Source organism: Amphibacillus sediminis NBRC 103570 (assembly GCF_001552275.1).
GTDB classification, from domain to species: domain Bacteria; phylum Bacillota; class Bacilli; order Bacillales; family Amphibacillaceae; genus Amphibacillus_B; species Amphibacillus_B sediminis.
Genome location: NZ_BCQW01000005.1, coordinates 57,498 through 70,615, shown reverse-complemented (window position 1 = coordinate 70,615; position 13,118 = coordinate 57,498). Strand labels below are relative to the sequence as shown.

The 13,118-nt window shown below is 38.6% G+C and carries 14 protein-coding genes; 12 read left to right on the top strand and 2 right to left on the bottom strand.

Annotation, left to right across the window (positions count from 1 at the left end; translation table 11 throughout):
* Nucleotides 1-21 precede the first annotated feature (21 nt).
* From ASE01S_RS05450 to ASE01S_RS05440, 3 genes are all read left to right on the top strand, one after another.
* Complete coding sequence (locus ASE01S_RS05450) at nt 22-519, top strand: Lrp/AsnC family transcriptional regulator (RefSeq protein WP_067839516.1); 498 nt, start codon at nt 22-24, stop codon at nt 517-519.
* Nucleotides 516-1,688: an aminotransferase gene (locus ASE01S_RS05445; protein ID WP_067839513.1), complete on the top strand. Its 1,173-nt coding sequence runs from the start codon at nt 516-518 to the stop codon at nt 1,686-1,688. Before ASE01S_RS05450 ends, ASE01S_RS05445 begins: the two co-directional genes overlap by 4 nt.
* A gap of 506 nt (nt 1,689-2,194) precedes the next feature.
* Nucleotides 2,195-3,865 carry a formate--tetrahydrofolate ligase gene (locus tag ASE01S_RS05440; protein WP_067839510.1) on the top strand — a complete coding sequence of 557 codons (1,671 nt, stop codon included), beginning with the start codon at nt 2,195-2,197 and terminating at the stop codon, nt 3,863-3,865.
* A gap of 139 nt (nt 3,866-4,004) precedes the next feature.
* On the opposite strand, the gene ASE01S_RS05435 is transcribed toward ASE01S_RS05440, so the two are convergent.
* Nucleotides 4,005-4,295: a HesB/YadR/YfhF family protein gene (locus ASE01S_RS05435; protein WP_067839507.1), complete on the bottom strand. Its 291-nt coding sequence runs from the start codon at nt 4,293-4,295 to the stop codon at nt 4,005-4,007.
* Nucleotides 4,296-4,558: 263 nt separating this feature from the next.
* Here ASE01S_RS05435 and ASE01S_RS05430 point away from each other — a divergent pair, with 263 nt between their 5' ends.
* Both ASE01S_RS05430 and ASE01S_RS05425 read left to right on the top strand, forming a co-directional pair.
* Nucleotides 4,559-4,882, top strand: coding sequence for a MerR family transcriptional regulator (locus ASE01S_RS05430; RefSeq protein WP_067839505.1), 324 nt, complete (start codon nt 4,559-4,561; stop codon nt 4,880-4,882).
* 781 nt (nt 4,883-5,663) lie between these two features.
* Complete coding sequence (locus tag ASE01S_RS05425) at nt 5,664-6,296, top strand: response regulator transcription factor (RefSeq protein WP_067839502.1); 633 nt, start codon at nt 5,664-5,666, stop codon at nt 6,294-6,296.
* Between the two features lie 81 nt (nt 6,297-6,377).
* Here ASE01S_RS05425 and ASE01S_RS05420 read toward each other — a convergent pair whose 3' ends face one another.
* Nucleotides 6,378-6,974, bottom strand: a complete 597-nt coding sequence (locus ASE01S_RS05420; protein WP_067839497.1) for a thioredoxin fold domain-containing protein — start codon at nt 6,972-6,974, stop codon at nt 6,378-6,380.
* A gap of 234 nt (nt 6,975-7,208) precedes the next feature.
* Here ASE01S_RS05420 and ASE01S_RS15735 point away from each other — a divergent pair, with 234 nt between their 5' ends.
* From ASE01S_RS15735 to ASE01S_RS05390, 7 genes are all read left to right on the top strand, one after another.
* Nucleotides 7,209-7,355, top strand: coding sequence for a hypothetical protein (locus ASE01S_RS15735; RefSeq protein WP_157065149.1), 147 nt, complete (start codon nt 7,209-7,211; stop codon nt 7,353-7,355).
* 348 nt (nt 7,356-7,703) lie between these two features.
* Nucleotides 7,704-8,852 carry an MFS transporter gene (locus ASE01S_RS05415; protein ID WP_067839494.1) on the top strand — a complete coding sequence of 383 codons (1,149 nt, stop codon included), beginning with the start codon at nt 7,704-7,706 and terminating at the stop codon, nt 8,850-8,852.
* 19 nt (nt 8,853-8,871) lie between these two features.
* The gene (locus tag ASE01S_RS05410; protein WP_067839491.1) at nt 8,872-9,612 is read left to right on the top strand and encodes a threonine/serine exporter family protein; all 741 of its coding nucleotides are present in this window, start codon (nt 8,872-8,874) and stop codon (nt 9,610-9,612) included.
* A gap of 24 nt (nt 9,613-9,636) precedes the next feature.
* Nucleotides 9,637-10,098, top strand: coding sequence for a threonine/serine exporter family protein (locus ASE01S_RS05405; protein ID WP_067839487.1), 462 nt, complete (start codon nt 9,637-9,639; stop codon nt 10,096-10,098).
* 80 nt (nt 10,099-10,178) lie between these two features.
* Nucleotides 10,179-10,565: an OsmC family protein gene (locus tag ASE01S_RS05400; protein WP_067839484.1), complete on the top strand. Its 387-nt coding sequence runs from the start codon at nt 10,179-10,181 to the stop codon at nt 10,563-10,565.
* Nucleotides 10,566-10,896: 331 nt separating this feature from the next.
* Entirely contained in the window at nt 10,897-11,823 is a 927-nt protein-coding gene (locus ASE01S_RS05395; RefSeq protein WP_067839479.1) for a fumarylacetoacetate hydrolase family protein, read from the top strand.
* A 573-nt stretch (nt 11,824-12,396) separates the two neighbouring features.
* Nucleotides 12,397-13,056, top strand: coding sequence for a class I SAM-dependent methyltransferase (locus tag ASE01S_RS05390; RefSeq protein WP_067839477.1), 660 nt, complete (start codon nt 12,397-12,399; stop codon nt 13,054-13,056).
* Nucleotides 13,057-13,118 lie beyond the last annotated feature (62 nt).

Sequence of the window (13,118 nt, the reverse complement as noted above, 5' to 3'; positions counted from 1 at the left end):
TATTAAAAAGCAGGTGAGTGGATGGAACAGAAAGAAATTGAATTGTTGCAAATATTAGAGAAAAATGGTCGTTTAAGTACAGAAACCATTGCCAAAATGATGGAGCTCACAGCTGAAGAAGTTGAGCTTATGATGAAAAAGCTAGAAGAAGAATGTACAATTTTAGGTTATTCAACGTTAGTTAATTGGGCTAAAGTGTTAAAGGATGAACGCGTTACTGCTATGATAGAAGTTAAAGTTACTCCAACACGTGGAGCAGGCTTTGACCATGTAGCCGAACGTATTTATCGGTTTCCAGAAGTTAAGGCCCTTTATTTGATGAGTGGTGCATATGATTTATCGATTACAATTGAGGGTCAGACGATGATGGAAATTAGTCGTTTTGTCTCAGATAAATTATCAACACTTGATTCTGTTGTGTCAACGGTAACGCATTTCGTATTGAAAAAGTATAAGCATGATGGCATCGTGTTCGATAAGAGGGATGACCAAGATAAAAGAATGATGGTGACACCATGATAGATCAATCCTATAACTATATTGCAGATCATATTAATCAATTGCAACCGTCGGGCATTAGACGTTTTTTTGATTTAGCATCGAAGATGGAGAATGTTATCTCATTAGGTGTTGGGGAGCCGGATTTTGTTACCCCATGGAATGTGATTGAAGCAAGCTATCATTCTTTGGAACAGGGGTATACCGCTTATACGGCAAATGCAGGTTTGCTTGAACTTAGACAAGAATTAAGTCGATTCCTTGAAAAGCAATACCATGTAGCTTATCGACCAGAAGATCAACTCTTGATTACGGTAGGGGCAAGTCAAGCAATCGATCTTGCCTTTCGAGCAATCCTTAATCCTGGTGATGAGGTGCTTGTTATCGAACCAAGCTTTGTTTCCTATGTACCAGCCATTAAGCTAGCTGGCGGAGAACCGGTTATTGTTGAAGCAACCGAGCAACATGCCTTCAAAGTCCAACCTGAAGATATTGAACGAGCCATTACAGGTAAAACAAAGGCGATTTTAATTTGTAGTCCAAATAACCCTACTGGTGCTGCTTTGAATAAGGAAGAGTTAGCTGCTATCGGTCAGATTGCCCAAAGACATGACCTTATTGTCGTTTCTGATGAGATTTATGCTGATTTACTTTATGATGAACCTTTTACAAGCTTTGCTGCAATACCGAACATGCAGGAAAGAACAATTTTAATATCAGGTTTTTCAAAAGCTTTTGCGATGACCGGATGGCGCTTAGGCTATGCGGCTGCACCAAAAGCGATTATTGAAGCGATGACGAAGATCCATCAATATACGATTATGTGCGCACCGACGATGGCTCAGTATGGGGCGCTAGAGGCATTAAGAAATGGGCAGGATAGTGTGATAGAAATGAAGACTAGTTATCGCCAGCGTCGAAATTATGTGGTACGTACGCTTCAGGATATTGGGTTCCCTTGTCACCTGCCTGGTGGTGCCTTTTACGTCTTTCCATCAATTAAAGGGACAGGACTTACATCTGAGCAATTTGCTGAGCGATTGCTTGATGAACAAAAGGTGGCCGTGGTTCCAGGGCATGTTTTTGGTAAAAGTGGAGAAGGATATGTGAGATGTTCGTATGCAACATCGATGCAACAATTAACAGAAGCGATGAAACGTATTAGACGTTTTATGGAACAATTTAATTAAATTTTGTAGAGGGGCATAGTCAGAGACTGTGCCTCTTTTTCAAAGGGTAAGTTGATAAGTGCTAATGGGGCATAGGAAGACTATTTAATGCCAATGAAAAAAGTGATAGATATTTAGGAACCGATAAGCGAATTAATCGTTGAATTCCGAATCTAATCATAAAGTGAAACTTCGTTCAGTGGGGGTTTCGACGGATAGGATGTGCTCGTGCAGACGTTGCGACACGACGCGCGAACTTAGTCAGCTTCTTCTCCACCCACTGAACGTTAGTTGAACCAATCGGGCCGTTACTGGCTGTTGGCTCTCCCGCTTAGAAATGACGTGTTCCCTTATTTCTTGAAGTGGGCGTCTTACAAAAGCCCTTCGATGGGGCGAGTAATCGCAGCCCCAGCCAGTTACACTGCGATAAAAAAATACAAAAATGTTAGGTATAATGTTATAATGACGAATAATTATATTAATTAGCCAACTTAATGTTCGATATTAGCGAAGGGAATGAGTTAAATATGCAAACAGACTTAGATATTGCTAGACAGGCTGAATTAAGGCCGATCCGTGAGATTGTGCAACAATTGGATTTGGCGGATGATGAATGGGAGTCTTTTGGAAAATATAAAGCTAAACTTTCCTTAAATGTACTAGAAAGGCTAGAAGAACAAAAGTCGGGTAACTTGATTTTGGTGACATCGATTAATCCTACTCCAGCAGGTGAAGGTAAATCCACAGTAACAGTTGGCTTAGGGCAGGCTTTACAAAAAATCGGCAAAAAAACAATGATTGCACTACGCGAACCTTCGCTTGGCCCTGTAATGGGGATAAAGGGAGGCGCCACGGGCGGGGGTTACGCTCAAGTTGTGCCGATGGATGAAATAAACCTGCACTTTACAGGGGATATGCATGCCATTACGACAGCAAATAATGCACTAGCCGCCTTTATTGACAATCATCTTTTTCAAGGCAATGCCTGCGGACTTGACCCAAGACGAATCACATGGAAGCGGGTATTAGATTTAAATGATCGTGCGCTTAGAGAGGTAATCGTTGGTTTAGGTGGCCCTAAGCAAGGGGTACCAAGACAAGATGGATTTAATATTACAGTTGCCTCCGAAATAATGGCTATCCTATGTCTAGCACAAAGTTATCAAGATTTACGGGAACGATTAGCACAGATTGTTGTCGGTTATAGGCATGACCAAACACCAGTTACCGTTAAGGATCTTGGCTATCAAGGTGCTTTAACCTTATTGCTGAAGGATGCATTTAAGCCAAATCTTGTCCAGACAATTGAAGGCGTACCAGCCCTAATTCATGGTGGTCCATTTGCCAACATTGCTCATGGTTGTAATAGTATTATTGCTACGAAAATGGCAAGTAAGCTGGCGGACTATGTTGTGACTGAAGCTGGATTTGGAGCAGATTTGGGCGCAGAGAAATTTTTAAATATCAAAGCAAGAGTTGGGAAATTAGATCCTAAAGCTGTGGTTATTGTTGCGACAATTAGAGCACTAAAAATGCATGGTGGCGCATCAAAAAATCAACTTGATCAGGAAAATGTTCAAGCTTTGTCAAAGGGAATTGATAATCTAGCTAAACATATTGAAACGATACAGTCATTTGGTCTGCCTTTTGTTGTAGCATTGAATCAATTTACTACAGATACCTCTAAAGAGATTAAGACCATACAAGCATGGTGTGAACAGCATCAGGTACCAATAGCTTTGACAACCGTCTGGGGAGATGGAGGACTTGGTGGAATTGAATTAGCAGAGCAGCTAGTAAAGATAATTGATCGTGAGCATCCGCATTACCATCCACTATACTCCTTAGAAGCAAGCTTATCAGCTAAAATTGAAACAATCGCTAAAAACGTATACGGTGCAAACCGAGTTATCTTTTCAGATTTGGCGAAACAGCAGTTAAGCGAATTTGAGCAAAATGGTTGGTCCAATCTACCTGTATGTATGGCTAAAACTCAATATTCGCTTTCAGACCAACCTGAACGATTGGGTAGACCTCGGGATTTTAATTTGACTATTCGAGAATTACGTCCATCGATAGGGGCAGGCTTTATTGTGGCCCTTACTGGGGAAGTGCTAACAATGCCAGGGTTGCCAGCTGAGCCTGCAGCTTTGAATATGGACCTTGATCAAACCGGTCGCGCGCTGGGATTGTTTTAATGGAAAGGGGCTAATTATGCCCCTAACAAACTAATGGTAACCGTGTTTTAACTTCATTCAACGGAATTTTACCGAGCGAAGCGCGATAAAATTTGAGGAAATACGCCAAGACGCTTTGATCTAAGGGCCTAATCTCGATCTAAGCTATGATAAATTCTATTTCATCTTTTTTACGTGAGTATTTAATATGTAAATTCTTCTGATTAAAATACCAGCCATCTTTTTTTTCGATAAAAAAGGTAATCCCTTCAATTATGGTTTTGGTTAGGGGCTCGACAGGCAGATCGTTTTGCGTCATACCAAGAGAAAAGCCGGCTTGTTCCCCACCATGGCCACCATAGCGAACAAAGAATCGAAGATAGTCACCATTTGTTAAATCCAGTTCATTTATAAGCCAGTTGACAGCAGGTTGAGATAGTGTAATTTCCATGTGATACCTCCTTACTTCTAATATAGCAAATAAATGTTAGCAAAGCGAATAATCAAATTATTACCTAGCTGAACGTCTGTTATAAAAAGGAACGAATCGTTCATATTCTGTAAGAGGTAGACCGCCAATTGATGTGAGTAAAGTTCACTTGGTAAATGATATGACATGATTAGTTGTTAGAAAATCTAACAAAGGAATCGCATTCTAACAAGCTTAAAGATATAATGAAAGTAAGAGTATCGCAGGGGAGCTGATGGTGATAAATGAGCCAAGAAACTTCTTATAAAGAGCGTAAGGTTATTACAATTGGAGTAGTAAGTGAATTGACAGGGTTATCAGAGCGCCAAATTCGCTATTATGAAGAGCGGAAATTAATTTTTCCGGAGCGATCTCCTAAAGGAAATCGTAAGTATTCATTTTTAGATGTTGAGCACTTAATGGATATTGCCAATAAACGAGAAGAAGGCGTACAAACATTTGAAATACGTCAAGAAATGCTTAGGAAGAAGCGTAAGCAAGAGCGGCATGGTCGAAAGGAATTACTTCGAGGTGAGATTAATGCCCGATTCGGAATACAAAATGATTAATCATCGTCCGACCTGGGTAATTCTAAAGCGAAAAACTACATGAAAGATGAATAGGTAAGCTTAGGCTTGCCTTATTTTTTTAGACGAGAAAGTGTTAATATGGATGAAGGTCATTTCTTATAATTAAATTGTCTGAGTTTTACAATACAAGTCGAATAGTAAAGGGCCTATTATTATTTTGACCTAGGCCTTTAGATTGTTGTGGAAACTAAATAGGATTTAGGAATTAAAAAAGCTTTTATATTATTATTATCTTACCCATTATTTAGTGACGAATGGCTATGTTGTTCTACAATAAAAGGAGGTTAGGTTAAGAATTAATCTAATTTTGGATTATCTTGAACTAAAAACATTTTGGAAACGTTGGATCTCTGTTAAAATAATATTGTCAATTATTGTTGAAGTGTGAGACTTTTTCCAAAAAATAAGTCAAAATAACTACATATTGACAAAAGGAGTGATAGTATGTCCATATAGTCTGTTGGTACTATTGATGATAGATTAGATGATCGCTTTTTCTGTGGGTTATGTGACTAATTACTGCTTTAAATACTATAAGGCATAAGTCACAATCCGAAAGTATCTATTTTTTCAGAAAAAAAGCACTTATTGATAAGTTTTCTTACAATTGCCCTCTATTTAGTGAAATGCTTGGTTGACGATTTTGTCTAAAATAAGTAACATATGTAATAAGTTGGTCGGCTGATGCTTGTGTTCGGTTTGCTTAGATTTATCAGTTAAAATACTAAACAATTGGAGAAAAGAAGTGATCGAATAGAAGATGAGATTATTATTTATCAAAAAGTCTTCCCTGCTACGTGATGGGATAGTAGAACTCTTAAAGCGTCAGTTTGTTAATAGTAAAATTTATTGCTGTGGTGAGAGCGATGAAAGTGCGCTAATTGAGCTAGGTCAAAAAGCCGACTTGATCATAATTGATATTCATACAGCGATAGCTGTTGAGTCTTTTGCCCAATATTTTCAATCACTTAATAAAAAGGTTATTGCTTGGGTTGAAGATGTTTCTGCACCAAACACAGCATCTTTATTTGCCTTAGGGTTAGATGGCTATCTTTACTTTGATATGGATGAACAAGCACTAACACAGTCAATTAAGCTCGTACTAGAAGATAAGCGATATGTTCATCCGGCCTTAGCCAATTGCCTTTTGGAAGTTTACGTTCGCTCTCAGACCAAAAAGCCTGAGCCACCAATCGAACTACTCTCTAAGCGGGAATGGGAAGTATTACAGTTATTAGTTAAAGGTTATAGTAACATGAGGATTGCCAATGAACTGTACTTATCTGATAAGACAGTTAAAAATTACGTTAGTTCTATATTACATAAGTTAGAGGTTCCTGATCGAACCAATGCTGTTTTGACAGCGCTAAAAAAACAATGGGTATATTTATAAATAAGAAGAGATAGACTAAATTTAGTCTATCTCTTCTTATGATCTTATATCTATACGCTTGAAATAAACAAAATAAAAAGATTAGTTTAATGATGAGAGCAGGTCTAACGCCTTTTCTGTTCCAAATGCATATTCAGTTACTTGCCCAGATTGAATATAAAGAATCGTTGGTGTGCCTGCAATTTCTATTGCTTCAGCATTTGATGGTCTTGTTTCTGGGTATGCCGTTTGATGAACAGCGATAATTTGATCCTGATTATCAACTATTATTTCCCAATTGACGTTACTATCGTCAAGGAAAGTCTCTGCATCCTCAAAATATTGCTCCTCACCATCCTCTACTTTACCAATAACTCGGTCATATTGCTGATGATGTGCATCCCAATTATACCAAGCGGAGTGGTTCTGATTAGCTTGCATATCTACTAAATATATAGGAAGATCTGCATCATTTGCAAATTGTACAACATCCTCTTCAATTTGTTGGCAATAGATACACCCCTCTTGCCAAAAATATACCAAATATTCTTTTTCGCTTTGATCAAAGCTATCAGAAACATTAATAGCCTTTAGGTCAGTAGTTTGACTTACCTTTCCAGCACCTATTTGTGTCAAAATGATTAAGGCAATAATGGCTAAGACAACGACACTAATGGTGATTAGCCCTGCTTTTTTCAAATCTCCTCAACCCCTTCGGTTTTTCGATTAATTAATAGTATAATCGAATCCCTGCTCTACGTAAATTTTTTTAAATCGATAACAAACATTCCATGAAACGCTTTGGATAGACTTAAGGTTTAAGGTGATAATAAAAACGAGAGTAGTATAGATACTTTCCAAAAAGAATAAAATAGCTTGTTGTTTGAACCAATCAATTAAGGTGGAAATTAGATGAGGAATAGGTGTGATTAGATGAAGCGTATTTTTTTGGCTATGATAGCCGTCACTATTTTGTTAGGTTTCTTATATAATGAAGCTGCTATTAGCGCTAATGATTCGGCTGAAATACATGATATTCGACGCCCCTTTATCCCTGGAAGAGAGCAGAATATTTTTTAACTTCATTCAACAGAGCTCTCCTAATTCTTTCTATAAGTGGTGAGATGTAAGCCTATTTTGTATACCATTCAGGGGAGGCTGAACCCCCATGCCAAAAAATTTCAGCAAAAACATCGAGTAAAGCTCGGTAAAATTTGGGCGCAATTACCCCAAGGCAATTTGATTGATTAGTACGCCGTTAGGAAAGTTGCCATTTAGCAATGAAGCGTATCAATGTGGGGCATTTTTATTAATGTAACAGGTCTCGTGAATGTGTTAAAGTCATGAGGCCTGTTTTTCTTTTCTTCCCAATCATTTAATAAAAGCTTATAATGGGGCTATTAGAGAATAGAGGTAGGGGGAAAAAATGTGAGGGAAAAGAACTCACTTGTACCATTAAAGCTATTATTATTCAGTTTTCACGGGGCTAATACGATGATGGTGAGCTTTTTGCCGTTATTATTAACTTATCGAGGCTTAAATGGGCAGGAGATTGGTTGGGTATTAGCGGTAGGGCCAGCCATTTCAATCATATCAAAACCCTTTTGGGGGTTTATGAGTGATAAGTATCAAACGGTCCAAAAAATACTAAAGATTATAGCGTTCGGTTTAATCATTAGTAGTATTATTTTTTTACAAATGCAAACATTAGCACTTATTTTAGGAGTAGCTGTCCTTTTTTATTTTTTTTCGTCACCAATTGGACCGCTAGCGGATAGCCTGACTCATCGACGGGCCGAAGCGTTAGGTGTTTCGTTTGGATCGATTCGAACATGGGGATCGATCGGTTTTGCAATCTGTTCATTGCTAGTGGGAGGATTACTCGATTGGATTGGCGTTCAATACTTAGTCATTCCTTATGTGTTCATGGCCACTGTTGTTCTGATTACGTGCTTTTATTTAGTCGATGTAAAGGTTGAGACAGAACCCGTTCATCTTCGCGATGTAAAAAAACTGATTAAAAATGGACCATTACTCTTATATTTAGCCATCTTAATATTAATTACGGTAACGCATCGAGCGAATGACAGCTTTATTAGTTTATATATTGGTCAGCTTGGTGGTCGGGATAGTTTAGTTGGCTGGGCTTGGTTTATAGGAGTGGCAAGTGAAGCAGCTGTATTTGCTTTTGCAAATAAATGGTTTAGAAGATTCCATCCACTTATCTTTATGAGTATAGCTGGATTTCTTTTTGCTGCTAGGTGGTTTATGTATAGTTTAGTCAGTGCTCCAATTGCGGTTGTGTTGCTACAGGTATTGCATGGATTGTCTTTTGGTGCTTTCTATTTAGCGTCATTTCATTATGTCACACGCCTTATTCCTGACGAATTACAAGCTACTGGACATCTTATGTTTATGACTGTATTTTTTGGTATATCGGGTATTGTAGGCTCATTAGGAGGCGGCTTTATTTTCGATCATTATGGTGGGCAGACTTTATACTTGATTATGGGAATAATGGCTCTTTTAGGGGCAGGTTTAATCCTGACTTATCACACGTTTATAAGGCAGCGTTAGATGTTAAGGAGGAAATAAGTTGGAACAGCACACAGTTACGCAAGTCTGCTTATTAGCGGGTAAGATCATGCTTCAGAGTGGGGCGGAAACTTATCGAGTTGAAGATACAATGGTCAGGATTGCACAGTCATTTGGTATGGAAAATGCTCAAGCCCATGCGACGCCTACAGCTATTATGTTCGCCATTTCAACGTCAGAACCGACTAATTTTGTTCGGATCATTGATCGTGCTACCGATTTACATAAAGTTGCACAGGTTAATAGTATTTCACGTCATATTTCATCAGGAGAGTTAACATTAAGTGAAGCAAGTAAACAGCTCCATACGATTGAGCAACAGAAGGATACGTATCCTAAGTTTATTCAAGTGCTAGCAGCGGCATTTGTTAGTGGCGGCTTTACCATTATGTTTGACGGGCAATGGTATGATTTCTTACCATCATTAGTAGTTGGTGGCTTAAGTTATGGTCTAATGACCTATTTTCATGAGGTGGTAAAAATCCGTTTTTTTGCTGAATTTTTAGCTGCAATCTTTTTAGGTCTGACCGCCTATTTATCGGTCCAAATAGGCTTTGGTTATCATATAGACAAAATTATTATTGGCTCGGTTATGCCGCTTGTTCCTGGTGTTTTAATTACCAATGCAGTAAGAGATTTAATGGCAGGTCACTTAGTTTCGGGATTGAGTAAAGGTGCAGAGGCTTTTTTGACATCATTTGCAATTGGTGCGGGAATAGCTGTCATCTTTTTTATTGTATAAAGATCAATCAATGGAGGAAAGGGTATGCTGATTTTTGAACAGTTACTAGTCAGTTTTATCGCAGCTGCAGGCTTTGCGATAATCTTTAATACGCCACGCCAGGTCCTTTGGCCATGTGGTCTTGTTGGCATGTGTGGCTGGTTTGTCTATACGCTGCTAGGTTTGGCGAATGTTGATGCGGTAGTAGCAACATTAATAGCGTCCATCATTGTTGCTGTCATTAGTCAGCTTTTTGCTAAGTGGTTTCGCACACCGATTCTTATTTTTAATGTTGCGGGAATTATTCCCTTTGTTCCTGGGGGCTTAGCCTATGATGCCATGCGACAATTTGTTGAAAATAACTACGATATGGCGATTCAGCTAGCGGCAAGAGTGGTACTGCTCTCGGGTGCAATCGCGCTAGGGCTTGTATTTTCTGAAATAATCAACCAAATGATTCGACGTGCTAAATGGAAAAGAATAAATGATCGGCTGATTAAGGATTAGTCTTAATCTTAGTAGGAGTAAAAAGCGGAAATAAGGGAAAAAGAAAATAATGATAAATAAAGGATAAGGAGATTAAACCGATGATTACTTTAAAAAAACAAAATGAAGGTGTACATGAGTTAACCAATAGTAAAGCTGTTGTAAGTATTGGAGCAGCAAAAGACAGTGATACAGAAGGGTTTTCACCGGTTGATTATTTGTGTAGTTCAGTTAGTATGTGTGTAGCCCTTACCTTAGACGCCATTATTAAACGGGATCGTTTACCTATCAACGGATACAGCATTGAAGTAAATGCTACTAAAGCTGATGATCGACCATCACGTTTTGAACAAATAGATTTAACAATTAAATTCGATGGTGAGATTGATGATCAAACCCGAATCAAATTAGAGAAATCTGCTGAGCGGGGCTGTACAATTGGTCATACGCTTGAACATGGTGCAACGGTTACGATTACTTCGAAATGAAAGAACAGAGAGTAAATGAGGATAAACAAACCGAATACCACTCAAACGGTGCCTCCCCTAGAAGTTTAGAATTAAAATGAACTGATAGGGGGTGTTATCGTTATCCGCATCCATTAACTAACAGGGTGAATCAGATAAGTGTGGTTCAAGGAATACAGAGCTCTATTAAGTTTATAACAAAAGAGCAGCAGACCACACTCGGTTTTATTGATCATGTTGTCAGTGAAAGCTACTATAATGCCCTCATTTTTAGCAATTTTTTTGTTTTAGTCCAGTTTCTATTGTATAGTTAATCTAAAGATCGGAATATTCTGAATCAAGGAGAATGCAGATGAAATTAGTTACATATCAGGATAAAACCCGGAGGTATAGCTACCGCATGGGATTTGTTAAAGATGACTGTATTATCGATTTGATGGAGGCTTGTCGTTACATGTATCGCCAGCAGGGTAATCAGGATCAGGCCTATATAGCCCCCTCCCTTTGCCCTTCAGATCCAACAACCTTCTATCAACAAGGTTTCCGTGGTATCCAAGAAGCACAAAAGGTTGCTAATTATTTTCAACAAGCCGAGCTAACAGATTATACATATAGGCGTACAGAAGTTAAGCTTGGTCCTCCCGTTATTCAACCAGGTAAGATTATTTGTATAGGCAAAAACTATCGCAATCATGTTAAAGAAATGCAAAGTGAGATTCCTGAATACCCTGTTCTGTTTGCTAAGTTCGCTAATGCATTAATAGGACCAGATGATGAAATAAGGAAAAGTAAGCAGACTACTAAACTAGATTATGAGGTAGAGTTAGCCATTGTAATGGGGAGACAGGCAACAGCTGTAAGTGAAGCTGAATCTTTAAACTATATAGCAGGCTATACCATTGCGAATGATATATCGGCTCGAGACCTTCAAAAAAGAACGCCACAATGGTTACAGGGAAAAAGCTTAGATCGGTCCACTCCAATTGGGCCTTGGTTAGTGACAACAGATGAAATACCAGACCCGGGTAAGTTAATGATCAAGTCATCAATCAATGGTGAAAAACGTCAATTATCCAATACAGATCAGTTGATTTTTTCAATACCTCACCTTATTTCGTTTATTTCTTCCTTAATAACATTAGAACCTGGTGACCTCATTTTAACGGGGACACCAGATGGAGTAGGGTTTGCCCAAAGTCCACCTTCCTTTTTGGAAAGGGGAGATATCGTTGAAATGGAGATTGAAAAAATCGGTAAATTAAGCAATGTTGTTCAATAAAAGCAGTTGAGGCTAGGACCTCAACTGTTTTTTTTTCTGCAGAAGTCTCCCGATTCTATAATTGGGTGAGATAAACACCTATTTGTATTCCATGCAGTGGGGGTTCAATCCTGGGCTGAATCAAGTTAAAGTCTTCAGCGGGAAATTTATTGAGCGAAGCGCAATAGATGCTGGACGCAGATACGCCAAGGCGGATTTGATCGAGCTATTTTGTATGAAATAATCAATCCTTAACTCAGATATTGTTATCGCAGTGTACTGGCTGGGGCTGCGATTACTCGCCCCATCGAAGGGCTTTTGTAAGACTCCACTTCAAGAAATAAGGGAACACGTCATGTCTGAGTGGGAGATCCAACAGCCAGTAACGGCCCGATTGGTTTAACTAACGTTTAGTGTGGGAGAGAGGAAGCTGACTAAGTTCGTCGCAATGTCAGCACGAGCACATCCTAATGCGTCGAAACCCTCTACTGAACGAAGTTTCACTTTATTTTTTAAGGTAATCATGATAAATTATAAACAAATTAATCCTATAATTCATATTGTTATAATATGAATTAAAAGGAGTTGAATGAATTGGGGAGAGAATTTATTCGTTTATTTGATCATTGGGCTAAAGACTACGACCAAACTGTTCAAGGTTACGACCCGGAATATAAAGCCGTTTTCTTGGATTATGATATGATCTTACGGGCCATCGTAGATCAAGTTCAAGGAAATGTACTTGAATTTGGTGTCGGTACAGGTAACCTAACAGCCAAAATTTATGCAGCAAATCACCGAATATTTGGCGTTGAGCCATCAAAAGAGATGCGTAAGCAAGCAAAGCTTAAGGTTCCACAAGTTACCATTTATGATGGTGATTTTTTAAAATACCCGAAATTCGATTGTCAGATAGACACAATTGTAAGTTCTTATGCCTTTCATCATCTAACTGATACTGAGAAAAGTCAAGCCATATTAGCCTATAGTCGGATTTTGCCACTAGGGGGACGGATTATTTTTGCTGATACAGCATTTGCAACAAAGAAGGCAAGAGAAGAAGCGATTCGCAAGGCTGAGAAAATGCAATATTTTAATTTGGCAGAAGATTTAAAAACAGAGTACTACCCATTGCTGCATGAGCTTGAGCAGGCTTTTACTCAGGCAGGCTTTAAGATTGAATTTAAGCGCTTAAATGATTTTGTGTGGCTTATGGCGGCAGAAAAAGTTAGGGAGGTTGAAGTGATTGACTAAGACCATTGTTATGGAAAGGTTTAAGGTTAAACTAAGCAGATGCTTACAGGGCATGGATGCGA